Here is a 26982-nt window from a genome sequence, read left to right on the forward strand (position 1 = left end):
CATGGCCGGTTCCTCGCTGACGTCGACGACGTGGTCGACCGGCCCGGCCGATGCGGGCGGCGGCCCCGCGGACGGCGCCGTTCAGGCAGGCGTAATCCCGCGGGCGGCGGGCGCACAGGCCCGGACCGCCGTGGTCAGTGCTGCTTGGTTACTTGTAGACCGCGCCGGGCTGCGGCTTTCCCGGCGCCAGCAGCTGCGACACGGTGACGAAGGTGTACCCCTCGCCCTGCAGCGTGGTGATGATCGGCTCGACCGCGGCGACGGTGCCGTTGTAGCCACGGTTCGTCGGGTCGATCAGGTCGTGCAGCAGGATGATCCCGTCCCGCTTGGTCTTGCTCAGCACCCGCTGGGTGATCAGCTTGGAGTCCGTGGTCTTGTAGTCCGCCCCGTCCGCGCTCCACACGACCTCCGACATTCCCAGGTCGCGAACGACCGAGGTGACCTCGTCACTGGTACGGCCCTGCGGGGGGCGCAGCAGAGTGGGGCGCACACCGATGACCTTCTCGACGGCGTCCCGGCCCTCGGTTATCTCCTTGCGGACCTCGTCCTTGCTGATCTTGGTGAGTATGCGGTGGGACCAGGTCAGGGTCTCTATCTCGTGGCCCTGGGCAGCCATGTCCCTGACCGTCTGCGGATACACCCGGACGTGGTTCTTGCCGAGGGTGAAGAAGGTGGCGTGCACGTGGTGCCTGCTGAGAATGCTCAGGATCTGCGGAGTGCGTACGGTCGGCCCCGCGTCGAAGGTGAGGGCCACGCACTTCAGCTTGCGGCAGTCCACCGGGGCGCCGTCAGGGCCGGTCGCAAATGCAGCCGGGGTCTTCTCGGCATGCTTGCGGGCATCGGCGGGCGAGGTCGCGTCGTAGCCGTTGCAGGCGGTCAGGCCGACGGCCATGGCCGCGGTGGTCGCCAGGAGGGCCAGGGCACGGGCTCGGCGTGTCATGAAAGTGCTCCGCAAGTGACAGTCCCTGGACGGGTGTGGCGGCCCGGCAGACCGCGGGCTGCCAGGAACTATACATAACACTTATCCCGCCCAACGTTGCGGCGACCGGGGTGAAGGGCCCGCCCGACGCCGGGTCGCACACGGGCCTTCGCAGGGCCGCAAGGACCCCCGCGCAGCGCGGTTGCGACATCGTCTCCAGCAGTCCAGCCCTGACGCAGCGTCTGTTGTGCGGTCGGCGGGCAGACGGCGTCGCCACCGGTCACCAGGTCGGCACTGCGGCGGCGCCGATGGCGAACACGACACCCTCGCGTCCCGGAACTGTCACCTGCGGTGCAAGGGCGAGCCTGCCGTGCACGGTGTCCGCTCCACGCCGGTACGGAGGCTGACAGCGATGCCCGGTCCGCGCAGCGTCGTGAGCGCGCAGCCGCGCAGCGTCGCGAGCGCGCGGCCGCGCAGGCGCTCCCCCGGCTCTGGCATCAGGCTCGGCGCGACGCCGCCCGGCTCCACCTCCCCCGGCACATCCGGGAGTTCCTGTCCCGCCTGCCTGCCGCCCACCGACGACCGATCGGCACCCCGGAGGGGACTCGGGTGCCGGGCCTGTTTCGCGCAGCTGGCGGTAGCCGGCGGCCTGGCGGATTCCGGTGTCCCGGGCCCGGGCAGTACACGCGGCCACACTCGTGAAGCCGGCGCAGCACCAGCACCGCCCGTCCGGGCAGGACCTGCCGACCGCCCCGTCCGGACCCGTTGACACCACCTCATCCCGCCCCTAGGGTCACGCCCAACCTCATTCATATAAACGATTTCCGTTCGTATATACGAACCTAGGAGTGGTGTCGTGCAGCTCAGCTCCGTGACCCGGGCCCTGCGGATCCTGGATCTGATCGCGCAATCGGAGAAGCCGCTGACCCTCAAGCACATCTCGGAGGCGCTGCTCATCCCCAAGAGCACCGCCCACGGGATCCTGCGGGATCTCGCAACCGAGCGGTTCGTCGAGGTGTGCGAGCCGGCGGGGTACACCGTCGGCATCAAGGCGTTCGAGGTCGGAGCGGCCCACCTCCGCGTCTCCGGAGTGGGCGGCGTGATCGCCGCCGAGCTGGTGGCGCTCAGCAGGGCGCTGGAGGCCACTGCCCACTACGCGGTGCTGGACGGCACCGAGGCGGTGTACCTGTACAAACAGGACCCGCCGGCCGTCGGCGTACAGCTCGCCAGCTCCGTCGGCGCCCGGCTGCCCTCGCATCTGACCGCCGTCGGCAAGTGCTGCCTGGCCTGGCTGGACCCCAACGAGCTGGCCGATCACGTGACGGTGAGCGTTACAACGGGCGATGTCGCTCTCGACACGCTCACCGAGGAGCTCGCCGCGGTCCGCGCCCGCGGATACGCCGCCGACCCCGGCCATGTCGCCGTCGGCGTCGAGTGCGTCGCCGCACCGGTCTTCGACACCGCAGGGCCCAAGGGAGCCGTCGGCGTCAGCTACCTCCGCGGCACCAGGGCACCCGACGGCGACGTGGCCCACCAGGTCCGCACAGCCGCCGCCCGACTGACATCCATGCTCGGAGGGAACAGCAAGTGATCGCACCCAGACCATGGCTGAGCCGTATCCATCCCTACCGGCCCGGTACCCACTCCGCGACCGAGGACGGCTCGCTGGCTTCCAACGAGTCCCCGCTCGGTGCCAGCCCCGAGGTCGTCCGGGCGGTGGCCCAGGCGGCCTCTCGGGCCCACACCTACCCCGATCCGCTGGCCGACGAGCTACGCACGGAACTGGCCGGGCTGCATGAGGTCTCCCCCGCCCAGATCCTGCTCGGCAATGGCTCCGACGAGCTGATCTTCCTGCTGGCCTGGGCATACCTCGCGCACGGGGGACATGCCGTCTGCGCCGATCCTGCCTATCGCATGGACGAGATCAGCAGCCAGGTCGTCAACGCGCGGGTGACGAAGGTCCCCTTGCGCGACTGGACGCACGATCTGGACGCGATGGCGGACGTGGCGGCGGACATCGCCTACGTCGTCAACCCGCACAACCCCACCGGAACCGCACTGCCCTTCGAGGCGCTCGATCACTTCGCCGCCACAAGCCGGGCGGGCCTGGTCGTGGTGGACGAGGCATACGTCGACTTCGCCGACAACCCCGCCGCCACCACCGCCGTACCGCTCGCACGCGAGGGCAGGGTCGCAGTGCTGCGCACCTTCTCCAAGATCCACGGACTGGCCGGCCTGCGGGTGGGCTACCTGGTGGCCGACGCCGAGATCGTGGCGACGCTGCGCACGATCCGCGCCCCCTTCTCCGTCGGATCCCTCGCCCAGGCGGCCGCCCTCGCCGCGCTGCGCGACCCCGAGCACCGGCAGGCGGTCAGGCAGCACACCATCGAGCACCGGACACTGCTGACCGAGCTCATCACCACGGCCGGCTACCGCGTGGTCCCCTCCCAGGCGAACTTCCTCCTGGTCCAGACCCCGGACGAGCAACGGCTGGTCGCCAGGCTCGCCGCACACGGGATCGCGGTCCGCCCGGGCAGCACGCTGGGCGTACCCGGCACCGTACGGATGAGCGTCCCGACCGCAAGGGGACTCGAACTCCTCCAGCGGGCTCTGGCCTAGCCCGGCAGTACCGGCCCAGGCAAGTCGGCCCGCCGGACCGGAGCAGCCAGCGCGGGCCGTACGCCCGGACGCGCGCACACCCACATCCCTGACCCCGCACCGCCATTGGTCACCCCTCGCCCAAGGAGCCGGACCACCATGACACCCAACGATCCCCCCGCCGGAGCCGCGACGCTCATCGAACGGCGCACCATCGAGGTCGTGCCCGAATCCGAACGCCATGGCACACCGTTCAACCAGTTCACGCTGTGGTTCGGCGCGAACATGCAGATCACCGCGGTCGTCAACGGCGCACTGGCCACCGTCTTCGGCGCCGACCCGCTGTGGGGGATCACCGGCCTGCTGGTCGGCAATCTGCTCGGCGGCATCGTCATGGCACTGCACTCGGCGCAGGGCCCCCGCCTGGGGCTGCCGCAGATGATCTCCAGCCGGGCGCAGTTCGGCGTCTTCGGAGCGGTCCTGCCGCTCGTCCTGGTCATCGTGATGTACCTCGGCTTCGCCGCCACCGGCACCGTGCTGGCGGGGCAGGCGGTCGACGAGATCGTGCACACCGACATGCAAGGCGTGGGGATCGCGGTCTTCGGAGTCCTCACCGCCGCCGTCGCCGTACTCGGCTACCGCCACATCCACGCCCTCGGACGGGCCGCGACCGTCCTCGGCGGCATCGGCTTCACATACCTGGCCGTCCGGCTGGTCACGACCACGCCCCATCTGTCGAGCCTTCTGGGCGCCAAGCCCTTCGACGGCGCGACCTTTCTGCTGGCGATCTCCCTGGGCGCCGGCTGGCAGCTCACCTATGGCCCCTATGTCGCGGACTACTCACGCTACCTTCCGCGCCTGACCTCGCCGCGCACCACCTTCCACTGCACCCTGTGGGGAAGCGTCATCGGGTCCCAGTGGTCCATGGCCTTCGGCGCCCTCGTCGCCGCCGTCCCGGCCGCTTCCGGCGCCGGGTTCCTGGACAACCAGGTCGGTTTCCTCGGCCGCCTCGGTGGCGGCGGTACGGTGGCGATGCTGGTCTATCTGGTCGTCGTGGTCGGCAAACTGACGGTCAACACGCTCAATGCCTACGGCGGGTTCATGTCGATCGTCACCACGGTGTCGGCCTTCACCCGCGAGCGGCATGTCTCACCACGCGCGCGCAGTCTCTACATCATCGGCTTCATCGCCGCATCGGTGCTCATCGCAGACGTGGCCAGCAGTAACTTCCTCAGCGACTTCAAGAACTTCGTGCTCACTCTGCTGATGGTGTTCACCCCCTGGAGCGCCATCAACCTCATCGACTACTACCTGGTCTCGCGCGAGAAGGTCGACATCCCCGCGCTCTACAGGCCGGCCGACCGCTACGGCCGCTGGAACGCCGTGGCACTCGGCTGCTACACCGTCGGGGTCGTCGCCCAGATCCCCTTCCTCGACCAGACGCTGTACACCGGACCGATCACCAAGGCACTGGGCGGCGCCGACGTCTCCTGGATCGTCGGCCTGGTGGTCACCGCGGGCCTGTACCTCCCCCTGGGCCGCAGCCGCTCCCGAGCCCCCGAGCAGATGATCTACCCCGAGGGTTTCCTCGAGCCGTCCACTCCCGGGGCACCCGCCGAGGTCGGTCACGCCGGGAGCACCTCGAGGCCCTGACCCGCCCACCGCAGTCCTCGCCCCGCCGGCTCGGCCGAGCACCGCACTCGGCCGAGCCGGGCCACACCGTGGGCAGCGCCTTCCGCCCGCCCGGGAACGGCGGCGGCCCTCACAGGCCGGAGATCACACGGTGTGCGCATCGAACCGGTCTTCCGGGCTGAGGTCGTACGCTGCCGATCCCCGCCCGCGCGGTGCCGACCTCCACGGCGGCACGTCCGATGCTCCGCCCGCGATCCGGCGCGGCGGTCACTCGGTTCGCAGCAGGGTGGTCCGTGCCGTCGCAGACTGCGATGAGACGTCCCGGCTGCCCGCGGAGCTCGCCGCCGACCCATGGGTCGGGGCGCGGCTGACGGACTGCCTCGCCTGGCAGGAGCAGCACCCCGGGAATGAGCGGCACCCACCGCGACAGCGCCGCCGCCGCGGCCCAGCCGACGGAAACGAGCAGTTCCACAACCGGCGGGGGCCCCCGCAGCCCTTGTGCCGCGTGCGGGGGCCGGGTCGGGTCGGTGCGCTCAGTTGAGGTCTCGGTGGACGGCCCGGGCCACGCGCTCGATGGTACCGACGCCGTAGTCCATGGTGGCGTTGCCATGGCTCAGCACCACCAGACGGTAGGTGCTGCCGCCGCGGGCGAAGTCGCCCAGGCTGTGGACCCGCCAGCCGAGCGTGGCCCGCGACAGCCAGCCGTTCTTCACCCGCACCGTCACCCCGGCGGGGGCGCCCGCCGGCGTTCCCCAGCGCTGCGACGACACGACGGCCGCCATCTGCTTCAGCGCGTAGGCCTGGGAGGTCGGCGTGAGCACACTGTTGGGGGAGTCCAGCAGGGCGAGCAGTTTGAGCTCGTCTCGAGCGGTGATCTGGGTCAGGCCCCAGTGTCCCTCGGGGTCCAGGGTGGTCTCGCTCATCCCCGCCAGCGTCAGGAAGTTCCGGATCCGGGTGGTGCCCAGTGACGTCCACAGTGCCGTGGTCGAGTCGTTGTCGGACTGCGTGATCATGGCGGTGATCAGCTTCTGCTCGCTCGCGGTCAGGGAGCGGTGCTGCTCCTGCGCCCGGCGGAGTGCGGTGGCCAGCACGGTCACCTTGACCGTGCTGGCGGAGTCGAAGCGGCGGTCGTACCCCAGCGAGCACCCGGTGCCGGTGCGGCGGTCGTAGAGGGCCACGGAGATCGTTCCGGACCGTCCCGACAGCGCCGTGTTGATGTCCTTGGTGAGCTTGGTGGCCAGCGCCTGCGAGGTCCGCGATGTGCACAGCGGCCCGGTGGCAGCCTGCGCGGCGGGCGCGAAGCCGGCCAGCGGCAGCAGGGCGAGGGGAACAGCGAGGGCGAGCGGCGCCGTCCGACGCGTCGCTCGGGATATGAAGGAACGCACAGGCAGGACTTTCAGACGAGGAGCATCAGGCAGGGCGCACCGGCCGCAGTGACCGTGGGGCACATACGAGCGATGTGTGGTGATATTTCCGAGAGCCTGCCGGGCGACTGTCTCAGGTTGATTGCCGTACGAAAACGGTTCGCTTCCGAACTGTCTGCGCGCCCGTCCGGCGCCGAAGAGGGTGGGATGTGTCACCTGCGCGGCCGTGCACCCTGGCCGCGGCGGGTGCTACGGCGGGCGGGTACGGGGCTGCCGGCCCGACCGGGGTCATCCGGCCAGTCGTCGGGTGCCGCCGTTCTCACGGTCGGCAAGCGCGCGCCAGCCGAGCAGCGCGGCGCCGAGCAGGGCGATACCCGAGACGGAGAAACCGAGCCGCGCTCCCACATGCTGGCTCACCGCGGCGACGAGGAAACCGGTGAGCGGCACCGTGCCCGGCAGCGCCGTGTTCCACAGGCCCATCACCCTGCCCTGCATGTCCGGCTCGGTGCGCAGCTGGACGAGGGTGTTGGCGGAAGCGATGAACCAGATCGAGGTGAAGCCGGTCGCCATCATCGCGCCGAAGGCCTCCGCGAGGTTCTGGGCGCAGGCCACCAGCAGCACCGCCACCGCCGTGGCCAGGGCCAGCAGCCGCACCCGCCGCCCGCTGGGGACAGGATGCCCGGCCGCGAGCAGCGCTCCGGGCAGCGCTCCGATGCCGAAGGCGGCCATCAGCGCCCCGTACCCCCCGCCACCCACATGCAGCGCCCGGGTGGCCAGTACGGGCAGGGCGATCCCCATCGTGAAGATCATTCCGCTGGCCGCGGCCATCGGCAGGCAGGCCCGGACCACCGGAGTCCGCCAGGCGTAGCGCAGCCCGGAAGAGATCGAACCGCGCTCACGAGGTGCCCGGATGCGCTCCTCGGCGTGCCGCGGCGCCAGCCTGGCCAGGACGTACAGGGGGAGCAGATAGGAGAGCGCGTTCACCAGGAAGCACATCGCCGGACCTGTGGTCGCCAGCAGCACCCCGCCGACGCTGGGGCCCAGCACCCGGGAACTGTTGAGGGCCACCTCCCAGAGGCCGACGGCGCTGGCCACCCCGGCCGGGCCGACCAGGTCCACCACATAGACCTGCCGGGCCGGGGCGTCCACGGCCGAGACCACTCCGGTCAGCACCGCGATGGAGAGAATCAGCGCCAGGTTCAGCACCCCGGTGGCCGCCAGCACACTCAGCGTCACACCAATGATCATCATCAGGGTCTGGGTGACCGTCAGCAGCCTGCGCCGATCCATCCGGTCCACCAGCGCTCCGGCCCAGGCACCGAGAAGCAGCACAGGACCCAGGGCACAGACCGTCAGCATGCTCAGCCAGAGGGCGTCGCCGCTCTGTTGCAGCACGATCCAGGAGAGCGCGACATTCTGGGTCGCCGCCCCGGAGGCCGAGAGGATCTGACTGCCGAACCACCAGCGGAAGTCCCTGCGCCGCAGCGCCTCCCCCACCTGCCTCAGCGCTCCGCCGCGCAGTCGGCCGTCGCGTGCGATGCCCGCTCCCATACCCCAGGACGGTAGGGCACCTGACCATTGACTGAACACTCCGTCTCTCATCGCGAGACCGGTGCGGCCCTGCGACGTGCCAGTGAGGCCTGGAGGACTGGAGGACCGGTGCCTCGCCACCCGATCCCGGCCCCTGCCGTCCGACGCAACGGCCTCGTCAGCCCGTGATGACGCCGGCCGCCCGCGCGGCCACCAGCCACTGCGGGAACTCCGCCATCAGCGCGTCGTACAGCACGGCGTCCGGCACCCCGGCGGGCTCGACCCCCGCCCGCATAGAACCCCGCGTTGTCCACGACCCTCCTGCCCGGCACCGGCAACTCGTCCAGCTTCCGCAGGAAGTCGAACTCCTTGCTGCCCGGTTCCCCGAAACCCACGAACTGCCAGAACACCGGCAACCGAGCCGCAGTACACAGCAGCCGCTCCGCCGCCGACCGCGACGACGGGCCGCCGTCCGTCTGGAACACCACCAGCGCGGGCTGCGTCGAGCCGGACGCCTCGTAGTGGTCGAGGACCGCCTGCATCGCCAGGTGGTAGTTGGTCCGCCCCATATGGCCGTAGCCCTCGTGCAGCGCGTTCACACGGCCCTGGTACCCCTCCAACGCGATCTCCGCGACCCCGTCGACCTCGGTGGAGAAGAACACCACCGGCACGACCCCGTCGTCGTCCAGGTTGGCCGCCAGCCCCAGCACCTGCTCCGCCAGCCGCTGCACCGCCCCGTCACGGTAGTGCCGTCGCATACTGCCCGACCGGTCCAGCACCAGATAGACCGCAGCCCGCCGCTCCCCCGCGACCCCGGCCTTCTCCAGCGATACCCGCGCGCCCTTGTACAGGTTCACCAGCCCCGGCGCTGCTGCCTGCATCTTCTCCAGACTGATGGCCATACCCGCCCCCTTTGTGCCCTACGGCCGCTCATCGGCCCGCGCCGCACACGGTAGCGCCGCTTCGGGCACCGTTCGCCCTGTCTGAATGATTGGGGAAGGATGCCGGCCATGGGCGAGATCACTGGGTCTTCGGTGTCCGGGTCGTGGCGGCGTGTTGACGCCTGGCTTGCGGTGCACGCGCCGGAGACGCTTGCCCTGCTCAACCCTCCTGCCGCTCCGACCGCCCGTCAGGCGACGCAGGCCTGCGGACACGACGGCTGGACGGCATGGAAACCCACGGCGTTCCCCGAGCTCGTCCACACCGTCCGCTGGCGCTGGGAGTGACATCCCGCGGAGCGGAGTGGAGCGGAGCTGGGCAGCCGGGCCGCCGGGGCCGGCTTGCCCGGACATCCCCGTCGGTCCGGTCCGGGCGCACCGGAGAGTTGCCCCATCCCCGGCCCCGGGGACCGCTCCTGAGCTCACCGCAGCGTCGTACGGCACCTGGCCGGCCGAGCCGGCGGGCAGCATCGGGGTCCGGCTGCCCGGCAGTGGGCCGCAAGGGGGCAGCGACGCGCGGTGAGCGGTCCGTGCCCAGGTCAGGAGAGGCTTGCCAGGAATTCGACGAGGGCGGTGTGCACGGTCGCGGGCTGCTGCAGATGCAGGTCGTGGCTGGTGCCGGGGACGCTCATGGCGAGCGTGGAGGGCCGGGTGCCGAGCAATGTGTCGACCTCCTCCGGCGGGATGAAACTCGACTGGGCGAGGATGAGCAGCGTGGGACAGCTGACGAGGCCCCACTCGTGCCAGAAGGAGCGCTCGGCGAGCGCCGCCAGCGAGCGGACCATCACATCTCGGTCAAAGCGGGGCCACCATCCGCTGTCGCGTTCCTCCAGCCCGTCCGCCCAGCCCTCGCCCAAGGCCCGCCGCCGAAGAACCGGACCGCGTGCTCACGCGTCGGGAACGGGACCGGCCAGGATTTCAGCCATCGATCGATCTTCGCCGGGCCGCCCGGGTCCGGACCACCCGCCCCGGCCTCGATGAGCACGAGCGCGCGCACCCAGTCGGGGTGCGCCGCAGCGGTCAGCATGGCCGTGTGGCCGCCCATCGACTGGCCGAGCAGGACGGGCCGGGTCAGGCCCAGTTGCTCCACGACAGCGGCGACGTCGGCGACATAGGCCTCACGGGAGACATCCTCCGGATGCCGCTCACCGGCGCCGTGCCCCCGCTGGTCGACGGCGACCACCCGGAATCCGGGACTCAGGCGCCGGGCTGTCACATCCCACTCACCTGCGTAGCCGGCGAGGCCGTGCAGCAGCACGATCGGCTGCCCCTGCCCTCCCCAGTCCCGGCAGACGAGCCGGACGCCGTCCCGTACGACCACACGCTCGGACCATGCCACTCTTGGACCTCCAGGTTCTGCGCCGGCAATGATCACAACGCCCAAGTCTGAACGGCGAACGTCCAACTCCCAAGCCCGAAGTCGAACTTGAGCTCCGAACTCCGTCGCCGGAGCCGTGCGTGGAACCGTCCGCCGGTCTGCCGGTCCGCGGGTCCGCCGGACCGCCGTTCGGCGGGCCCGCCTGTGTCCGCACCGGGCCCGGCCCGCGGGTGCACCGGCGATCAGGTCAGGAGAACTCGGCCAGCGGATCCGCGACCGCCTCCCGCCAGCGCTTCCGGTGCCCCTCGGCCAGCAGCCGGTAGTAGAGGGTCTCCCGGCGCTCGTCGGCCGACGACCCGGTGTGGTTGCCGATGTTGTGGGCCAGCAGGTAGTGGGCGAAGAGCACGCTGCCCGCAGGACCCAACGCCTGTACCGGATCCCCGAGTTCGATCCTCGGATACGGCCCTGGTGCCATCTCGTCGATCCGGGTGAGGGCATCAGCCCCGCGCTCGGCGAGATACTGCCCGAACCTGAGGTGGGTACGGGGCCACATCCAGAGGTTGCCACGGTCCGGCGCCGTGTGATCGGTGAGCCACACACCGGCGAGCACCGTGAAGGTGCCGGGGCGCCCGTCCGGCTCCGTGGGTGTCAGTCCGTCGACGTGCGGGCCACCCGGTCGGTGCGGCCACGGCGGAATAGTGGTCGCCACCTGGACGTGCTCGGGGTCCTGCATCCCGAGCCCGCGGCGGAGCAGCTGTCCCGCCAGCGCCTCGACCCCGGTCTCACGGTAGAAGTCGAGCAGCGGGTGGCCCTCCTCCCCGAAGCGCCGGAAGACAGAGTGCGGTCCCGAATGACCGTCCGCCGGGGGCCACTTCGCAAGCACGGCCCGGACGGCCCTGCGTCCAAAGGCGATCTGCCGCTGGTCGAGGACCCCTGGGACCACGAGGTATCCCTGCCTGCGGAAGGTCAGCCGCATGTCGTCGCTGATCGCAGCCATGTCCCCCATGCCAGCACCCGCACTGCTCATGGAGCAAGCCCTTTGTTTGCCTCGCGGCCCCGATGGGACGGGCACCGGGGCCCCACCGGACGAGCCATGGCTGTACCCCGGTGGTGTCCGGACTCCTCCGGCGCCAGGCGCACAGAGAACACAGCACCCGTGACCCACTGGCGAGAGGTCCTTGGAGCCCGAGGTCGGGAGTGGGACAGGAGCGGCCGAGAACCCCTGTCAGCGGCGCGAGGCGGTGCGCTTGGGCGGGGCTATACGGACCCGCTTCTCCACGGGCGCGCTTTCGATGTCGTCGAGCTGCGCGACGATCGTGCTGCGCAGGTCGTCGTAGTCCTCGAAGGAGTGGTCGGTGAAGAGGGTGTAACCCGTCCACATCAGGTTGGCGCATACTCGCGCCGGCACCCGGCCGGTCTGGGCACCCATGCCGACCAGTGCCACCGACCGGATGCTGCCGGGCGCTTTCTCGTTCTGCCGGTGGATCGCCTGGAACGCGGCGGCGCAGGCCAGAGCCACATTCAGGGTCTCACTGACGTTCTGCGAGGAGGCCTCCATCGTCGGTGTCGAGATCAGAAACCGCGGCTTGACGGCCCCGGACGGAACACACACCGCGCTGCCCACCGGGAGAGCTCCCGCGAACTGGCTGCGGATCGCCCTCTGCACCCGCAGCTGGATGCCCGCTCCCAGATACCGCTTGACGGCCGCGTCGACCCCGCCGTCCATCCGGCCCCGGGAGTTGGTGGGGCTGACCCAGGCGTCGACGTCCTCGTCGAGGATCGAGCCCTTGCGGATCTCGATCCCGGGGGTGTCGGCGAACGCCGCCCGCCACGCCTCCACCACTGCGGTGTTGATGTCGGTCAGCACCACCCTGAGCGGCGACTGCATGCGGTCCACGGTCATGGTTCACTCCGATCCGGAACGGTCACTCAACTGATCGGGACGCTACCGTGCCCCACTGACAGAGCGGCCCCGGGACCGGCACTGCGCCAACCACGGTGCGGTGTCGGTGGGCTGACCTATCCTCATGGACACTTCGCCGATCAGGCCTTCCATCAGCACAGTGCGACCCATCGGAGTCCCTCCACCATGAGCGATGCCCACACCCCCGCCACGCCCGACCCGAACGACCCGCTGGCCCTCGCGGAACTGTTCAAGGGCGGGGGTGAAACGTGGCTTCCGCTGCTGAAGCCGGTCATCGAGGCACAGCCGGACGCGGCCGCGTTCATCGGCCCGGGCCGCAGCCCCGAGGTCGTCCCCGTCCGCGAACTGACCTTCCAGGCACTCAAGCCCAACGCGCCGCACAAATGGAAGGTGGTCGTCTTCGGGCAGAACCCCTACCCGCGGCCGGAGAGCGCCACCGGCATAGCCATGTTCGACAACACCTTCCATGACTGGAAGGACAGCCAGTTCGGCAGGGTCGTCAGTATCCGCTGCATCATCAAGGCGGCGGGGATGTGGAAGTACGGCATTCCCAAGAAGACCCCGATAGCCGACATCCGCGCGCTGCTGAAGAAGCAGGACACCGTGCAGCCGCCGGAGTGGTTCCAGGCGATGCTCACACAGGGCGTACTGCTGCTGAACGCGGCGCTGACGGCCAGCAGCGACGGGGCCGTCGGCACCGACCGGCACACCGGCTTCTGGCGGCCCGTCGCCGAGCGCATCGTCGAGGAGATCCTCAAGGCCAAGCAGAGCGCCGACGAGGAGGACCGCGGGGTCGTCTTCGCGTGGTGGGGGGCGCATGCGCGCAGTCTGAAGAAGGTCGTTCTCAGGCTCCAGAAGAAGTACCCCGACGTCGAGGTCCGGCACATCGACCACGCCAACCCCGCCGCGCAGGGCGATATCTTCTGCGACGGCGACCACTTCGAGATGGTGAACGAGGCCCTCGCATCGCTGGGCGCCGACCCGATCGACTGGCTGCCCAGCACCGGCTGGAACGAGACCGCCGCACCGACCGGCGGCTCCGACGGCGACATCGCCGACCGCATGGGCGCGTTCATCGCGTCCACCATGGAACTGCACCAGCTGTACCTCGACCGGCTCTCCAGCGTGAAGGACGAGGGCCTCGTCCTCCCCGCGATCACCGGTGTGTTCGACACCCCGCTCCTGGACTTCCGCGAGGCCGTCGCCCCGGTCGCCGAGCTGCTGTCCGGGCTGGGCCGGCATGTCGACCGGTCGCACGAGTTCGGCAAGCGGCGGGCGGACGTCACGTCGGAGGGCCTGTCCGCCGACGGGATCGCCGCCCTCTTCCTCTACACCTGCGAGTCCGCGTTCTACCGGGAGATCAACGCCATCCTGCGCTCCCCGGACCGGACCAGGCTCGTCCCGTATCTGCCGTATCTGCGGCTGCTGTTCTCGGCGGTGTCGCAACTCCCCGTCCGCACCGAGCCGTTGTGGCGAGGGGTGTCGCTGGACCTGCGTGCGCAGTACCCGCTGGGACGGACCGTGGCCTGGTGGGGCGTGTCCTCGTGCACGTCCGAACTCGGTGTGGCCAAGGCGTTCCTCGGCGGCCGGGGCAAGCGGACACTCTTCGAGGTGGTCCCTGCCCGCGCCGTGGGCATCCGCGACTTCTCCGCCTTCACCGGCGAGGAGGAGTTCATCCTCCTGCCGGGCACCCAGCTGAAGGTGACGGATGTCAAGGTCGAGCGCGGCGGCCTGTGCACCGTGAAGCTGACGGAGCTGGAGGAGCAGACCCTGGTGTCCTGACCAGCAACCCGGTGCGGGTCCCTGTCTCGGCCGCCCACCGAGCCCGAGTGCCCTCGGCGAAGTCGGCGGAGGTCGGGGGTCTGCGGCCGGTGAGCGGGGCGAGCCGACCGTCCTCCGCAGCCGGCGCGTCGCTTCGTGCCGTGGAAGCGGCGCGCTCCGGTGGCCCGAAAGCCTGCTGGTGAGCAGTGCGTACTGTTACTGACGAGACGTCACCAGGCCCACACCTCAAGGCTGATCCCTGGTTCGTGAACGGTACATATGTTAAGACTTGCGGATGTCACACGAGGAGATACTTGCGGATCGGCTCCGTGAAGCGGGCTACCCCGCAGAAGAGGTGAAAAGGGCCGTCGGCGGAGTGGTCGCCATCGCGGGCCTGGTGACGCTTCAGGACGGCACCGAGTTGTTCGCCAAGACCCTGCTCGGACCGGATCGGGATGTGTTCCCGGTTGAGTCCACCGGTCTGTCCGAACTCCGCACCCTCGGCGGCGCGAACACGCCTGACGTGTTGTGCGCCTCTCCGCGTCTGCTCGTACTGGAGAAGATGCAGCCGCGCCGGGACGACGAGCAGTTCTGGGAGAAACTCGCCCATATGCTTGCGGCCCTGCATATGTCGACCGTCTCCGACCGGTTCGGATGGCATCGCGACGGCTGGCTGGGCCGACTGCGTCAGGACAACACCTGGGAGACGGACGGCCACGCCTTTTTCGGGGAGCGGCGCATCCTGCGCTGGCTTCCGGAACCACTGGTCGAGGCCGCATTCGACCGTGAGGAGCGGCAAGCCCTGGAACGGCTGTGCGCGGCCCTGCCCGAACTGGTTCCGCCCCAGCCCCCGTGTCTGACCCACGGCGATCTGTGGCAGGAGAACATCGTCGCCACCAGCGACGGCGCCCCCGTGCTCATCGACCCCGCCGTCTCCTACAACTGGCCCGAAGTCGACCTCAGCATGCTGTGGTGCTCACCGCGCCCGGCCGCTGCGGAGCGTTTCTTCGCCGCATACCAGGAGATCGCCCCGCTCCAGGAGGGCTGGGAGGAACGGATGCCCCTTCTCCATCTCCGGGAACTCCTCAGCACCATCGCCCATGACGACGACGACTGGGGCGCTGCCGAGGCCGTCCGGAAGATCATCACGCCGTTCCGGCGAAGCGGCGCTTCTCCCGGCAAGCCACACAGTCTGCCCGAAGCCGACAGCTGAGTACGGCAAGGCCAGGCCGACCAGTTGCACCGGCCGACCCAGCTGTCGTCGGTCCAGTCGAGCAGTACGGTGACACGGTGACGGCCCCTCGCCGATGGCATCCGTTGGTGCAGGAATCTTGGACGCCACCGGCAGGGGCCGCTGTCACACCCGCCGCGAGCCGCACAACCCTTTCGGACAGCCCCAGCGGTCTTCGCACACGGCCGCTTTGCGCATTACCCGCAGGGGCCGAGCACCACCGGGAGCGACGGGGTGGTCTCGGTGCCCGGGCGTACCCCGCCCACAAAGAGGGTGCCGGCCGCGTCGGCGGCGACCGTGGTCAGCGACAGGGCTTCCTGGTCCGGCCCGGGGAGCCGCAGGGGGCGCCAGGAACTCCCGTCGAACGCGAACCCGTACGACCCATCGTTCTCGGTGCCCACCACAGCAACCTCACCGGGCGTTGCCGCGACCGATGTCAGCCGGCCGGTCCCCGGAGGAAGCGGTACCTGGCGCCACATGGTGCCGTCGAGGCGCAGGACGAGTCCCTCGATCGCGCCGTCGACGTCACGCTTGAGCGATCCCACGGCCCACAGCTCGCCTCCCCGGGCGGTGACGCGGAGCAGTTCGCCCTGGACGCCTCCGTACGACGGTGTGGGCACGTGACGCCAGGACGTTCCGTCGTAATGCATCACCACCGGCTGCAGGGTGTCCTCCGTCTGGCCCACGGCCCACACATCGTCGGGAGCGAGAGCGGTGACCCCGTTGAGGTACCAGCTCTCGGCGATCCGGGGCAGGTCCCACCGTTGCCATGTGGCGCCGTCCCAGCGTTGCACGAGCGGTTCGTTGTGGTAGGTCGAGGTCGGCAGGCCGCCGTCCGGGTCCGGCGTCACGCTGTCCTCGATCTGTGCCCAGCCGACAGCCCAGGCACTGCCCGAGGGCGTCATGTCGACATCGAGCAGGCCTCCCCCCAGCGTGTTCGCCGGGACTTCGGCCACGGCCACCCGCCACGCCCCGTCGACCATGTGCTGAGTCAGCACACCACCGAGGTCCTCTGCGTAGTCCCCGACCAGGATCCCGTCGAACGGAGAGCGGGCGTCGAGCGCATTCACGCGGCTGTTCACCGTCACCGGGTCAAGGGCGACGCCGCTCCACCCGGCGCTGCTCCGGCCGCGGGCGAACAGCGCGGGGGTGAAGCGGATGCCCTTGCCCTCCAAGGTGGCCTGCGTCCCGGCCGCCCAGACGGTCCCCGCCGCCGGAAAGGCCAGATCGTCCACGGTGGTCCCGGTCGCGGGCAGGACATCCTCTTTCCAGCAGAAGTCGGACGTTGCATGCGCGGCTGCCACCTCGGCCACCTGCCCGGCGTCGGCCGGTGCAGCGGCCCCCAGGACGCAGGAGAAGGCAAGCGCAGCGCCGACCATGAGGCCGGCACCAACGGAACGGCGTTCGTGGATCACTACGACTCCCCTCGACCCGGGGCATGCCCGGGATTGATCCGTCGTGGAGATACACGCGATCGGTTCGTACGGACGTTACGAGGGAGCTTCCAGTGAGAACTCGAAGTGGGTTGCTCACCCCGGCGTCATCACTCCGCGGCCGTCATCACTCCGCGGCCGGATGTGCACCGGCCGTACCGAAGCCGTCCCGGACCCCGTCGCCCGTTCCACCGGACGGCCCAGACCGGCCGCCGGAACTGTCACCGGCCACGACGCCCTCACCACCCCCGCGTGACTGCGTGACTCCGCAGGTTCGCCAGGGCCGAGGGCGCCGCAGGACAGCTCGGCTCCTGGCGCCCGGGCGGATCACCTCTGGACACCGAAAGGGAGCAGTCGCACGCTTATTGTGTCAAATAGGACAGAAAGGGTGATCACCCTATGGCGAAGCTGCTGTTCGTGGTGACGGGGGCGACCTACTGGACGCTCAAGGACGGCACCAGGCATGCGACCGGCTACTGGGCCGAAGAGTTCGCAGCCCCGTACAAGGCACTCACCGACGCCGGCCATCAGATCGTCGTGGCCACCCCCGGCGGAGTGGTCCCCACCGTGGACATGATGAGCTTGCGCCCCGAGATGGCCGGCAGCGCCCAGATCGCTCTCGACCTGGAGGCGATCATCCGCTCGGCAGAGGTGATGCGGCGACCGATCCAACTGGCGGACGCCCGCTTGGAGGACTACGACGCGGTCTACTGTCCGGGCGGCCACGGGCCCATGGAGGACCTCTGTGTCGACGCCGACGCCGGCCGACTGCTGACGGCGGCGCTCGCCTCCGGCAAGCCCCTCGCCATCGTCTGCCACGCCCCGGCGGCGATGCTGTCGACCAGGATCCACGGCGAGTCGCCCTTCGCCGGCTACCGGGTCACCGCCTTCACCAACGAGGAGGAGGACGCGGTCGGACTTGCCAAGCGGGCACGATGGCTGGTGGAGACCGAGCTGATCGACATGGGAGTCGACTTCACCAAGGGCGAGATGTGGAAGCCCTACACGGTGGTCGACCGCAACCTGTTCACCGGACAGAACCCCGCCTCCGCGGGCGTCCTGGCCGAACGCCTTCTGAAGGTCCTCTGAGCCCCTCCGACACGGGTGGCGTCCGTCGTCTCATCCGCCGACCGTCACCTGTGGCCGGGCCGCTGACGGGCACGCCGTCGGCCCGGCTGTCGTCTCCGAGGGGTGCCGGGTTCCACTGTTCCGGTCGTGAGTGCCCGCGGGTCGACATGGGCGGCGGTCGCTGCCCGGCGGCATCCCGGCAGAGGATCCTGGACGCGCGGCATGCGCGCACCACGGGCCGGGTGTACCCATGGAAGGTATGAGGAGGCAGCATCCCCGGGCGCTGATCACCAGGCCGACGCCCCCACCAGCGGCGATCCTGATCCCGATCGTTCTCATCCTGGCCATCCTGGTCATCGACCTCCTCACACCCCCCAGCATCCACCTGGCACCCCTGCTGGTGGCCGCTCCCGCCATCACCGGGGCCTTCGCCGGCCCCCGCGTCACGGCGGCCATCGCGGCCATGGCCGTGGGTACGCAGATCTTCCTCGACTGGGACAGCCTCTCTCAGCCCAACCGTATGGCCCAGCTCGCGGGGATGATCACCGTCTCGGCCGTGGTGGTGGCCTTCACCGCACTGCGCGACCGGCGCAGCGCGGAGCTCAGCCAGGTCCGCTTCATCTCCAACGCCGCCCAGCAGATCCTCATCTGCCCGCCACCCACGCAGATCGGCACCCTGGAGCTGTCCTGCGGCTACCGGGCCGCCACCGACCAGGCGAGCGTCGGCGGCGACTTCTACGCCGCCATCCCGACCGCCGGCGGCGCCCGGTTCCTGATCGGGGACGTACGCGGCAAGGGCATGGAGGCCCTGGAACATGCGGCCCTGGTGCTCGGCGCCTTCCGTACCCTCGCCCATCGCAATCCCAGCCTGACCTCACTGGCCGAGTACATGGACGGGGCACTGGCCTGGAACTCCGTCTCCGCCGCGGAGGACACCAGTGAGGACTTCGCGACCGCCCTGGTGATCGAAGTCTCCGAGGACAAGCACCAGGCCACCATGCTCAACTGCGGCCACTGCCCTCCGCTGCTGCTGCACAACGGCACCGTGACCGCGTGGGAGGCTCCCGAGGCGACCCTTCCGCTCGGCCTCGGCCTCATGACCGCGACGCACGAGGCGACCACCCAGACCTTCCCCTTCGCACCGGGCGACACCCTGCTGCTCTACACCGACGGCGTGATCGAGGCCCGCAACGCCGAAGGGATCTTCTACCCGCTGGCCGACCGCCTGGCCGCACACCCGGGCGACATCCTCCCGGCCCCTCTCATTGCCCGGATCCTCAAGGACCTGAAGGCCTACACCGCAAGCGACCTCAAGGACGACGTCGCCCTGCTGGCCGTCCACCGCCTGTCCGAGCCGGCCCCCCGGCGGGGGCGCCACCCGCTCCCCTCGCATGCCCGCGACAGCGCCTGAGTGAGCCCGGCCGCCGTGGTGCGTGCCGGAGCCTGCCCGACCCCTCCGCGGACGCTGTGGCGACGGCATCGGCGGATGTGTCCCGGCGGCGGTCAGCGATCGTACTGTCCCCGGACGGGGGTGCTCGCTGCGCGCCGTACCCGGCCCTGATCGCGGCGACGGCGTGTCACCTGCATCGGCGCGCAGGCCCGGGTGCAGCGGTCGCGCAGCCCGGGACCGGTGCTATCTGCGGCGTCTCGCGTTCGGGTACGGTCACGGCCGGCCGCCCGCCGGGGCCGTACGACGCCTGCGCGCCCCACCGCCCTACGCCTGGAGGCCGGTGATACGGGCGGCCGCGAGCTTGCCGGACAGCAGGACCGTCGGCACACCGACGCCCGGTGTGGTGCCGCAGCCCGCGAGGACGGCGTTCTCGGTTCCGGCCACCAGGTTGCGCGGGCGGAAGGGGCCGGTCTGGGCGAAGGTGTGGGCCACCGAGAAGGGCGTACCCGCGGAGTGCCCCTGGGCGTGCCAGTCGGCGGGGGTCACCAGGCACTGCTCCTCGACGGCGGAGGCGAGCCCCTCCAGGCCGCGGCGTTCGAGTTCGGCCAGGAGGCTGTCGCGGTAGCGGGGGGCGAGGTCCGTCCACTCACGGGTGCTCGGGCCGAGGTCGGTGTTGGGGCAGGGGGCCAGGATGCAGTGCAGATGGCGGCCCGGCGGGGCGAGGTCGGGATCGGTGGCGGTGGGCCGGGTGATGAGCAGCGACGGATCGGTCATCAGCTGTCCGGTGCGTGTCAGTTCGCGGAAGGTGCTCTTCCAGGCGGCACCGAAGGACAGGGTGTGGTGGGCCAGCCGGGGCCAGGTGCGGTGGGTGCCTGCGTGCAGGACGACCGCGGAGGGCGAGTGGCGCAGCCGGGCGGGACGGCGGGGGCGGCGTCCGAGCAGGCGGTAGGCGGTGGGCAGCTCGGCGGTGAGGACGACCGCGTCGCAGGTGATGCGGTCCTGGTCGGTGACCACCGCGGTGACTCTCGGGCCGGAGCGCTCCAGACGGAGGACGTCATGGCCGTAGCGCAGGTCCGCGCCGGCCCCGGCGGCTGCGTCGGCCATCGCCTGCGGCAGGGCGTGCATACCGCCGCGGGGGAAGTACACGCCTGCGACGGTGTCCATGCAGGCGAAGACGGCGTACGCGGCCAGGGCGCGGGAGGGCGGCACCCCCGCGTACAGCGCCTGGAAGGAGAAGACCCGGCGCAGGCGCTCGTCCCTGAGGTGGCGGCCGATGCGCGCATCCAGGCGGCCGAAGCCGCCGAGCGCGGCCAGCCGGGCGAGGTCCGGGTGGAGCAGCTGCAGCGGCGAGTCGTAGTTGACGTCGATGAAGCGGCGCATCTGGACGGCATGCAGCGTGCTGAGCCAGCGGCGCAGACGGCGGTAACCGACCGCTTCGCGGGCTCCGGCGAAGCGCTCGATCTCGGCCTCCATCGCGTCGGCCCTGGTGTGGACGTCCAGTTCGCTGCCGTCGGCGAACTGCGCCCGGTAGGCGGGGTGCAGCGGCAGGAGTTCCAGGTGGTCGCGCAGGTTTTCGCCGACTGCGGCGAAGGCGTCCTCGACGAGGTCGGGCATGGTCAGCACGGTCGGCCCGGTGTCGATGCGGTAGCCGCCGCGTTCGAGGCGCCCTGCCCGGCCTCCGGGGAGTGCACCGCGTTCGACGACGGTGACCCGCCGTCCGGCGCCGAGCAGGTGCAGGGCTGCGGACAGCCCGGCGAGTCCGGCGCCGACCACCACGACATGTCCGGTGGGCCCGGGAAGCGCCCTCATCGGCTTCCCCTCTCGGCTCCGGCGGCCCGGTGCGCGGCTTTGGGCGCCCCCGGGCCGTACCGGGGCGCCGGCCCCGCTGCGGGATCCGTGCCGGCCACGGTGCACACCAGCTCACGCAGGCGGTGCAGGGCCGGGGTCTCGGGGACGGCTCCGGCCAGGTGGCGCATGCTGTGGGCCAGCAGCCGTCCGATGCGGTCCTCGACCGCGGCGCGGGCCCCGGTCGACACCAGCACCTGGCGTACCTCCGCCAGGTCGGCGGGCGACAGATCACGGACTCCGAGGGCGCGGTCCAGCACGGCGAGCGAGGACCGGTCGCCGCGCGCGGCGGCGTTGGCCCTGGCGACGGCTGTGAGATAGGTGGGTTTGCCCTCGCGGACGTCGTCTCCGGAGGGCTTCCCCGTGCGCCTGGGGTCGGCGAACACATCGTCGAGGTCGTCGCGGAGCTGGAAGGCGATCCCGGCGCACCGTCCCGCCGAACGCAGCGCCCGGGTGGCGGCGGCTCCCGCTCCGGCCAGGGCGGCGCCGAGCGCGAGGGGCCGCTCCACCGAGTACAGAGCGCTCTTGAGCCAGGCGATGCGCACCGCCCGGGCCGCCGAGCGGCAGGCGGTGGCCTGGCCCTGCACGTCGAGGTACTGGCCCGCGACCATCTCCGTGCGCATCGCACTCCAGATGCCGCGCACCCGGTGGGCCGCCTCGGGGTCGAGCCCGGCGTCGGCGAAGGTGTCGTCCGCCCAGGCCAGGGCGAGGTCCCCGGCCAGGACCGCGGCGGCGGCGCCGAAGGAGCCGCCTGCCTCCCGGGGGACCGAGGTGGCGTACTGGGCGGCGAGGTCGGCGTGGAGAGCAGGGCGGCCGCGGCGCAGCGGGGAGTGGTCCATGACGTCGTCGTGGACCAGCGCGCAGGTCTGGACGAGTTCCAGGGCGGCGGCGACACGCAGGGCGCAGGCCGTCCCGGCCATGTCCGTACCTCCCCCGCAGGCCCGCAGACTCCACCACAGGAGCCGGGAGCGCATGCGTTTGCCGCCGTCGAGGGTGAAGCGGGCGACCCGTTCGGCGACGTCCCGGGCGAAGACGCCGTCGAGGGCGGCGGCCTGGGCGGTGCGGCGGCGCAGGATCTCGGCGAGCACACGGCCGACCGCCGCCGGGACGTCGGCGTCCACCGCGGCCGTGCCGGGCGCCGCCGGAGCAGCGCCGGGGACGGGGAGTCCGCTGCCTGTGCCCGGCCCGGACGGTGCGGGCGCCACAGCGGGGGGCAGGCCTCGCAGCCCATGGTCCGGGTCCGGTGGCTGCCCGGGGGCGGCACTCGCCTCGGCCAGGGTGCGGCGCATACCGGCTCCTCTCGTCGGGTCCACCGAACGGTTCCCGTTCACCTCCCGCACGGTCCCCTTCTTGGCTGCGGGGAACGCGCTCCTGTGGCAGGAGCGCCCGAACGGCGGGTGCCCGGCCTCTCATCGAGGCGCCCGGGCACGGACCGTCCCAAGCTGGGCCCCGCCGGCCCGCCCTCGGGGCGACACCGCGCGCCGCCGCGCGACAGGGGCCCTGCCTGTCGCTTCTCCACGGGAGATCAGTCCTGGTGCTCGGGCTGGGTGGGATCGGCGGTGAGCGCGGCGACCTTCCGGCGTTGTACGGGGGTGGAGGGCATCTCCACGAGGTCGCGGAAGTACCAGGCGCTGAGGGTGGCCCGCAGCCGCCGGCGGCGGGAGGCCGGAGCGTCCGGGGAGAGCTTCAGGGGCTGCGGGAGGCGGCGGGCCATCACCACATAGGCCTTCTCGGAAGGCAGCGGCTGGTGGGCCTCGCCGTAGCCGCCCTCGACGGACTGGCTGATGAACCCGGTCTCCGTCCCCTCCTCCAGGAGTTCACGCTCATGGGCCTGCAGCGCCAGGCAGGCACGTCTGGTGATCCAGAAGGCCACTGCGGGAAGCACAAAGAAGCAGACCCGCATAAACCAGTTCAGGTCGTTGACGGAGAGGTGGAAGACATAGGCGAGGACGTCCTGTCCTCCGTCGGCCAGCAGCACCAGGTACCAGGTGATTGCGGCGGCCCCCAGGGCGGTGCGCGCGGGCTGGTTGCGCGGCCGGTCGGCCAGGTGGTGCTCTCCCAGGTCGCCGGTGAGCCATCGTTCGAAGACGGGATAGGCGTAGAGCGCCAGGAAGAACAGCATGGGCAGCACCACGGCCGGCAGCAGGGGGTTCCACGAGACGGTGTGGCCCCACACCCGCGTCTCCGCTCCCGGCATCAGCCGGAGTGCTCCCTCCAGGAAGCCCATGTACCAGTCAGGCTGCGCGTCAGTGGACACCTGGTCCGCCCGGTAGGGGCCGTACTCGAAGATCGGATTGATCTGTGCGATGCCCCCCATCAGCGCCAGCACGCCGAAGACGGCGAAGAACAGGCCGACGGACTTGCCGGTGTACTGCGGGAACAGCGGCTTGCCCAGCACATTGCGGCCGGTCGCACCCCGGCCGGCCCACTGGGTGTGCTTCAGGTACACCACCAGTCCCAGGTGGGCGCTGATGAGTGCGGCCAGGAGGCCGGGGATCAGCAGGATGTGTGTGACGTAGAGCCGGGGGATGATCTCGGTGCCGGGGAACATGCCGCCGAAGACGAAGAAGCTCAGATATGTGCCGACCAGGGGGACCGAGAGGATGAACCCCTGGGCGGTCCGCAGGCCGGTGCCCGACAGCAGGTCGTCGGGCAGGGAGTACCCCGCGAAGCCCTCCAGCAGGGCGAGAAGGAACAGGGTGACGCCGATCATCCAGTTGATCTCCCGGGGCCGACGGAAGGCGCCGGTGAAGAAGATGCGCAGGAGATGGATGCTGATGGAGGCGAGGAACAGCAGGGCGGCCCAGTGATGGACCTGCCGGATCAGCAGCCCGCCGCGGATGTCGAAGCTGATGTCGACCGTCGACTTGTAGGCCTCGGACATCCGGACACCGCGCAGGGGCAGGTAGGAACCGTGGTAGACCGTCTTCGCCGCACCGGGATGGAAGAAGAACGTCAGAAAGACTCCGGTGATCAGGAGCACCACGAAGCTGTACAGGGCCAGTTCGCCCAGCAGGAAGGACCAGTGGTCGGGGAACGCCTTCCGCAGCAGTTCCTTGCCGGCCTTCATCAGCGGGATCCGCCGATCGAGGGCGACCGCCGTCTGCTCCGCCGCTGCCCCGACCTTTCGTTCGAGCCTCTTCTTCATCCCGAACAGCAGCATCGGATTGCTCCTCGTTCCACGGAATCACGTCGGCGTCCGGCACAGGCTCCCGCTCGGATCCATTACCGTGCCCCTCAGCCGCGGACAGCAATCGGAGCCCGCTCCGAACGGCCGAACACCGACGGCCCCGCGACCGGACCGCCGAACGGACGTCGTCGGCCTACCGGCGAGGGACGCGGGGCTTCACCGGGCAGGGCCTCTCCCCCGGCACCTCGGCTCTCCGCGTCAGCAACGGCATCGCGCTACGGCGGCCCGCGGTCGGCCCTCCGGAGTTCGACCACTCGCCCTGGCGGCCTGTGCCCGGCCGGGTTGCCGGGGGATCGCCACGCGCTTGAACTGGTAGGGGGTGCACTGCGCCGATCGGTGTGGCGCACCTGGCCCGGTGATGAGGGCGGAGGTGCATTCCATGCCCCACCACGGCGACGTACTGATGGTGATCGACGAGCGTGGACGGGTGATCGAGTGGCGACGTGAGGCCGAGGAACTGTTGGGATGGTCCGAGGTGGAGGCCGTCGGCCAGTCCCTCGCCACGCTGATGGGCGACGTCGAAACCGCCGACGGATGGCGCAGGGATGCCTTCTCCGACGTGCCCCCGCTGCTGGTCAAGCCGGAGGTGCGTGGCTCTTCCGTGGTCTGGCGGGTTTGCGCGGCGGACGAGGCCGTGGCGCAGCCGGAGGACGTGGCGGTGTTGAAGGCCATGTTCACCCAGTCGCCCGTGGGGCTGCACGTCCTCGACGATCAACTGCGTGTGGTCCGCATGAACACCGCCACCCGCGGGCCGCACGACGCGCCGGTGGGAGACCTGCTCGGCAGACGATTCACCGAGGCCTACGAACTCGAGGACGCCGAGGACGTGCTCGCGATGGCCCGCAGAGTCCTGGAGAGCGGCGAGCCGGTGCTGAACCGGCTCGTCCGGGGCACCGAGGCACCGGCCGTGCGCAAGCGCCGCATCTACTCCGTCTCCTTCGTCCGCCTGGAGAACGGCGAGGGGAAAGTGCTCGGCCTGCTGGCGTCCTCGGTCGACGTCACCGAGCGCGAGAACGGACAGAAGCGCCTGGCTCTCCTGGACGCGGTCCGCGCCCGGGTGGGGCGGCGGCTGGACGTGCTTGCCGTATGCCAGGACCTGGTGGACGCGATGGTGCCGGCCTTCACGGGCATCGCCGTCGTCGAGGTGGTCGAGGGTGTCGTCCGCGGAGAGGAACCTCCCCTGGTCCCGGTCCACCGGGACGTCCCGCTGCGCCGGACGGCCTTCCGGGGGCGGATCTCGGCATACCCGGTCGGGGACGTGCGTCCGCTGCCTTCGGGAACTCCCTTCGCGCGGGTGCTGCGCGACCTTCGCCCCCGTCTCCTCCCGATCGACAGGGACAGCACATGGCTCATCTGCGACCCGGCCCGAGCCCGCTCCATCAGCCAGTCCGAGGTCCATTCCCTCATCGCGGCGCCGCTGGCGTTGCGCGGCCATGCACTGGGTGTGGTGAGTTTCTACCGTCACCAGCAGGAGGACCCCTTCGAAGAGGAAGACCTCCAGCTCGCGTCCGATGTGTGTGCGCACACCGCTCTCTGCATCGACAACGCCCGCCGCTTCACCCGTGAGCGGACCATCGCAGCAACCCTTCAGCGCAGGCTGCTTCCCCAGGATCCGGCTGCACAGAGTTCCGTGGAGGTCTGCCAACTGCACCTGCCCGGTCCGGAGGGCGGCGGCGCCTGGTTCGACTCGATCGCGCTGCCCGGCGCACGGACCGCGCTGGTCGTCGGCGAGGTCGCCGGACGCGGCATCGCCGCGGCGACCACGATGGGACAACTCCGCACGGCCCTCCACTCACTCGCCCCGTTGGACGTGGGCCCGGACGAACTGCTGGCCCGGCTGAACGACACCGCGACCCGCCTCGCAGCCGAACGCGCCGCGCTGCCGCCAGGGGATCCTCTTCACCGAGAGCCACTCACCGCCGGTTGTGCCATCGCGATCTACGATCCGGTCGCCCTGACCTGCACCATCGCCCGCGCCGGTCTTCCGGAGCCGGTCGCCCTCCTCGCCGACGGCACCTCGCACACCCTGCGTGTTCCTCCCGGCCCCCTCCTCGCGGGAACAGGCAAGGCGCCCTTTCCCGCAACAACCGTCAGCCTCCCCGAAGGGGCCGTCCTGGCGATGGCCACCGGCTGGATCGCCGACGAGATTCTGGCCGGTCGCCTGAGCCCACTGCTGAACGACGCCGGCAGGCGGAGCCTGCCGGATCTGTGCGACGCCATCGCGAACGCACCCCGGCGCTGCCGCCGGACGGAGGAGACACTGCTGCTGCTCGCTCGTACCAGAGCGTTGCCGGTGGACCAGGTCATGACCCTCTCCCTGCCGGCGGACCCCGAGGCCGCGCCGATCGCCCGCGCAGCAGCCCGGAGCCGGCTGAGAGCCTGGGGCGTGGACGAAGAGGTCGCCTTCACCAATGAGCTCATCGTCAGCGAACTGGTCGGCAATGCGGTCCGCTACGGCACTCCGCCCCTGCAACTACGACTGATCTTCGAGCGGATGCTGACCAGCGAGGTCAGCGACTCGGCGACCAGCGCTCCGCATGTCAAACACGCCCGGACCATCGACGAGAGGGGGCGCGGGCTGTTCATCATCGCCAGCATCGCGGACCAGTGGGGCGCCCGGTACGGCGATCAGGGAAAGACCGTCTGGGCGGAGCAGACAACCGGATCACCCCACGCCGCGCCGTTGTGACAGACCTACGGCAGCGCCTTCCGTCGGGTCCCGCATGACGCCGTTGGTTCTCGCGTGACGGGAATCCCGGGCCGCGCCGGGTTCCTCCGAACCGACCGGCGGGCGCTACGGGTTCACGGGCAGCTGGCCCGGCCGCGGCTGCCCCGCCCCGG

The 26982-nt window shown here is 70.8% G+C and carries 18 protein-coding genes and 2 pseudogenes; 9 read left to right on the forward strand and 11 right to left on the reverse strand.

The window, feature by feature from the left end; translation table 11 throughout:
- Positions 1-148: 148 nt before the first annotated feature.
- Positions 149-940, reverse strand: a complete 792-nt coding sequence (locus AB0761_RS05670) for a polysaccharide deacetylase family protein (protein ID WP_377267852.1) — start codon at positions 938-940, stop codon at positions 149-151.
- 835 nt (positions 941-1775) lie between these two features.
- On the opposite strand from AB0761_RS05670, the gene AB0761_RS05675 reads away from it, so the two are divergent.
- From AB0761_RS05675 to AB0761_RS05685, 3 genes are all read left to right on the forward strand, one after another.
- The gene (locus AB0761_RS05675; protein WP_377267853.1) at positions 1776-2510 is read left to right on the forward strand and encodes an IclR family transcriptional regulator; all 735 of its coding nucleotides are present in this window, start codon (positions 1776-1778) and stop codon (positions 2508-2510) included.
- On the forward strand, positions 2507-3538 hold the full coding sequence (hisC, locus tag AB0761_RS05680; protein ID WP_377267854.1) for a histidinol-phosphate transaminase: 1032 nt from the start codon (positions 2507-2509) through the stop codon (positions 3536-3538). The genes AB0761_RS05675 and hisC overlap by 4 nt, the downstream gene beginning before the upstream one ends.
- A 138-nt stretch (positions 3539-3676) precedes the next feature.
- The gene (locus AB0761_RS05685; protein WP_377267855.1) at positions 3677-5170 is read left to right on the forward strand and encodes a purine-cytosine permease family protein; all 1494 of its coding nucleotides are present in this window, start codon (positions 3677-3679) and stop codon (positions 5168-5170) included.
- Positions 5171-5682: 512 nt separating this feature from the next.
- Here the strand turns inward: AB0761_RS05685 and AB0761_RS05690 are convergent.
- The 3 genes and pseudogenes from AB0761_RS05690 to AB0761_RS05700 all read right to left on the reverse strand — a co-directional run bounded on the left by AB0761_RS05690 (position 5683) and on the right by AB0761_RS05700 (position 8945).
- Positions 5683-6534, reverse strand: a complete 852-nt coding sequence (locus AB0761_RS05690; RefSeq protein WP_377267856.1) for a serine hydrolase — start codon at positions 6532-6534, stop codon at positions 5683-5685.
- A gap of 267 nt (positions 6535-6801) precedes the next feature.
- The gene (locus AB0761_RS05695; RefSeq protein WP_377267857.1) at positions 6802-8064 is read right to left on the reverse strand and encodes an MFS transporter; all 1263 of its coding nucleotides are present in this window, start codon (positions 8062-8064) and stop codon (positions 6802-6804) included.
- 157 nt (positions 8065-8221) lie between these two features.
- Positions 8222-8945 (reverse strand): annotated as a pseudogene (locus AB0761_RS05700) (vWA domain-containing protein).
- Between the two features lie 108 nt (positions 8946-9053).
- On the opposite strand from AB0761_RS05700, the gene AB0761_RS05705 reads away from it, so the two are divergent.
- Entirely contained in the window at positions 9054-9269 is a 216-nt protein-coding gene (locus AB0761_RS05705; protein WP_377267858.1) for a hypothetical protein, read from the forward strand.
- 251 nt (positions 9270-9520) lie between these two features.
- Here the strand turns inward: AB0761_RS05705 and AB0761_RS05710 are convergent.
- The 3 genes and pseudogenes from AB0761_RS05710 to AB0761_RS05720 all read right to left on the reverse strand — a co-directional run bounded on the left by AB0761_RS05710 (position 9521) and on the right by AB0761_RS05720 (position 12202).
- A pseudogene (locus tag AB0761_RS05710) lies at positions 9521-10320 on the reverse strand (alpha/beta fold hydrolase).
- A 226-nt stretch (positions 10321-10546) separates the two neighbouring features.
- Entirely contained in the window at positions 10547-11296 is a 750-nt protein-coding gene (locus AB0761_RS05715; RefSeq protein WP_377267859.1) for a phytanoyl-CoA dioxygenase family protein, read from the reverse strand.
- 228 nt (positions 11297-11524) lie between these two features.
- Complete coding sequence (locus AB0761_RS05720) at positions 11525-12202, reverse strand: macro domain-containing protein (protein ID WP_377267860.1); 678 nt, start codon at positions 12200-12202, stop codon at positions 11525-11527.
- Between the two features lie 186 nt (positions 12203-12388).
- Between AB0761_RS05720 and AB0761_RS05725 the strand changes: the two genes are divergently transcribed.
- Together AB0761_RS05725 and AB0761_RS05730 are read left to right on the forward strand one after the other, a co-directional pair.
- Positions 12389-14005: an ADP-ribosyltransferase domain-containing protein gene (locus AB0761_RS05725; protein ID WP_377267861.1), complete on the forward strand. Its 1617-nt coding sequence runs from the start codon at positions 12389-12391 to the stop codon at positions 14003-14005.
- Positions 14006-14279: 274 nt separating this feature from the next.
- The gene (locus AB0761_RS05730; RefSeq protein WP_377267862.1) at positions 14280-15197 is read left to right on the forward strand and encodes a fructosamine kinase family protein; all 918 of its coding nucleotides are present in this window, start codon (positions 14280-14282) and stop codon (positions 15195-15197) included.
- Positions 15198-15412: 215 nt separating this feature from the next.
- On the opposite strand, the gene AB0761_RS05735 is transcribed toward AB0761_RS05730, so the two are convergent.
- A complete protein-coding gene (locus AB0761_RS05735) occupies positions 15413-16594 on the reverse strand; it encodes a hypothetical protein (protein WP_377267863.1) in 1182 nt (393 codons plus the stop codon).
- Positions 16595-17047: 453 nt separating this feature from the next.
- Here AB0761_RS05735 and AB0761_RS05740 point away from each other — a divergent pair, with 453 nt between their 5' ends.
- The gene (locus tag AB0761_RS05740) at positions 17048-17737 is read left to right on the forward strand and encodes a type 1 glutamine amidotransferase domain-containing protein (protein WP_377267864.1); all 690 of its coding nucleotides are present in this window, start codon (positions 17048-17050) and stop codon (positions 17735-17737) included.
- Between the two features lie 238 nt (positions 17738-17975).
- Positions 17976-19127, forward strand: a complete 1152-nt coding sequence (locus tag AB0761_RS05745; protein WP_377267865.1) for a PP2C family protein-serine/threonine phosphatase — start codon at positions 17976-17978, stop codon at positions 19125-19127.
- Positions 19128-19430: 303 nt separating this feature from the next.
- Here AB0761_RS05745 and crtI read toward each other — a convergent pair whose 3' ends face one another.
- From crtI to AB0761_RS05760, 3 genes are all read right to left on the reverse strand, one after another.
- Positions 19431-20915: a phytoene desaturase family protein gene (gene crtI, locus AB0761_RS05750; RefSeq protein ID WP_377267866.1), complete on the reverse strand. Its 1485-nt coding sequence runs from the start codon at positions 20913-20915 to the stop codon at positions 19431-19433.
- Positions 20912-22240, reverse strand: a complete 1329-nt coding sequence (locus AB0761_RS05755; RefSeq protein ID WP_377267867.1) for a polyprenyl synthetase family protein — start codon at positions 22238-22240, stop codon at positions 20912-20914. The genes crtI and AB0761_RS05755 overlap by 4 nt, the downstream gene beginning before the upstream one ends.
- Positions 22241-22476: 236 nt before the next feature.
- Positions 22477-24114: a cytochrome bc complex cytochrome b subunit gene (locus AB0761_RS05760; protein WP_377267868.1), complete on the reverse strand. Its 1638-nt coding sequence runs from the start codon at positions 24112-24114 to the stop codon at positions 22477-22479.
- Positions 24115-24520: 406 nt separating this feature from the next.
- On the opposite strand from AB0761_RS05760, the gene AB0761_RS05765 reads away from it, so the two are divergent.
- Entirely contained in the window at positions 24521-26830 is a 2310-nt protein-coding gene (locus AB0761_RS05765; RefSeq protein WP_377267869.1) for a SpoIIE family protein phosphatase, read from the forward strand.
- The last annotated feature ends 152 nt before the right edge of the window (positions 26831-26982 follow it).

This window comes from Peterkaempfera podocarpi, from assembly GCF_042466665.1.
Taxonomy (GTDB): Bacteria; Actinomycetota; Actinomycetes; order Streptomycetales; family Streptomycetaceae; genus Peterkaempfera; species Peterkaempfera podocarpi.

Coding starts and splice junctions, on each gene's coding strand:
- AB0761_RS05670 (WP_377267852.1), bottom strand. CDS start 940: ATGACACGCCGAGCCCGTGCCCTGGCCCTCCTGGCGACCACCGCGGCC.
- AB0761_RS05685 (WP_377267855.1), top strand. CDS start 3,677: ATGACACCCAACGATCCCCCCGCCGGAGCCGCGACGCTCATCGAACGG.
- AB0761_RS05695 (WP_377267857.1), bottom strand. CDS start 8,064: ATGGGAGCGGGCATCGCACGCGACGGCCGACTGCGCGGCGGAGCGCTG.
- AB0761_RS05705 (WP_377267858.1), top strand. CDS start 9,054: ATGGGCGAGATCACTGGGTCTTCGGTGTCCGGGTCGTGGCGGCGTGTT.
- AB0761_RS05715 (WP_377267859.1), bottom strand. CDS start 11,296: ATGGCTGCGATCAGCGACGACATGCGGCTGACCTTCCGCAGGCAGGGA.
- AB0761_RS05720 (WP_377267860.1), bottom strand. CDS start 12,202: ATGACCGTGGACCGCATGCAGTCGCCGCTCAGGGTGGTGCTGACCGAC.
- AB0761_RS05725 (WP_377267861.1), top strand. CDS start 12,389: ATGAGCGATGCCCACACCCCCGCCACGCCCGACCCGAACGACCCGCTG.
- AB0761_RS05730 (WP_377267862.1), top strand. CDS start 14,280: ATGTCACACGAGGAGATACTTGCGGATCGGCTCCGTGAAGCGGGCTAC.
- AB0761_RS05735 (WP_377267863.1), bottom strand. CDS start 16,594: ATGGTCGGCGCTGCGCTTGCCTTCTCCTGCGTCCTGGGGGCCGCTGCA.
- AB0761_RS05740 (WP_377267864.1), top strand. CDS start 17,048: ATGGCGAAGCTGCTGTTCGTGGTGACGGGGGCGACCTACTGGACGCTC.
- AB0761_RS05745 (WP_377267865.1), top strand. CDS start 17,976: ATGAGGAGGCAGCATCCCCGGGCGCTGATCACCAGGCCGACGCCCCCA.
- crtI (WP_377267866.1), bottom strand. CDS start 20,915: ATGAGGGCGCTTCCCGGGCCCACCGGACATGTCGTGGTGGTCGGCGCC.
- AB0761_RS05755 (WP_377267867.1), bottom strand. CDS start 22,240: ATGCGCCGCACCCTGGCCGAGGCGAGTGCCGCCCCCGGGCAGCCACCG.
- AB0761_RS05760 (WP_377267868.1), bottom strand. CDS start 24,114: ATGCTGCTGTTCGGGATGAAGAAGAGGCTCGAACGAAAGGTCGGGGCA.
- AB0761_RS05765 (WP_377267869.1), top strand. CDS start 24,521: ATGCCCCACCACGGCGACGTACTGATGGTGATCGACGAGCGTGGACGG.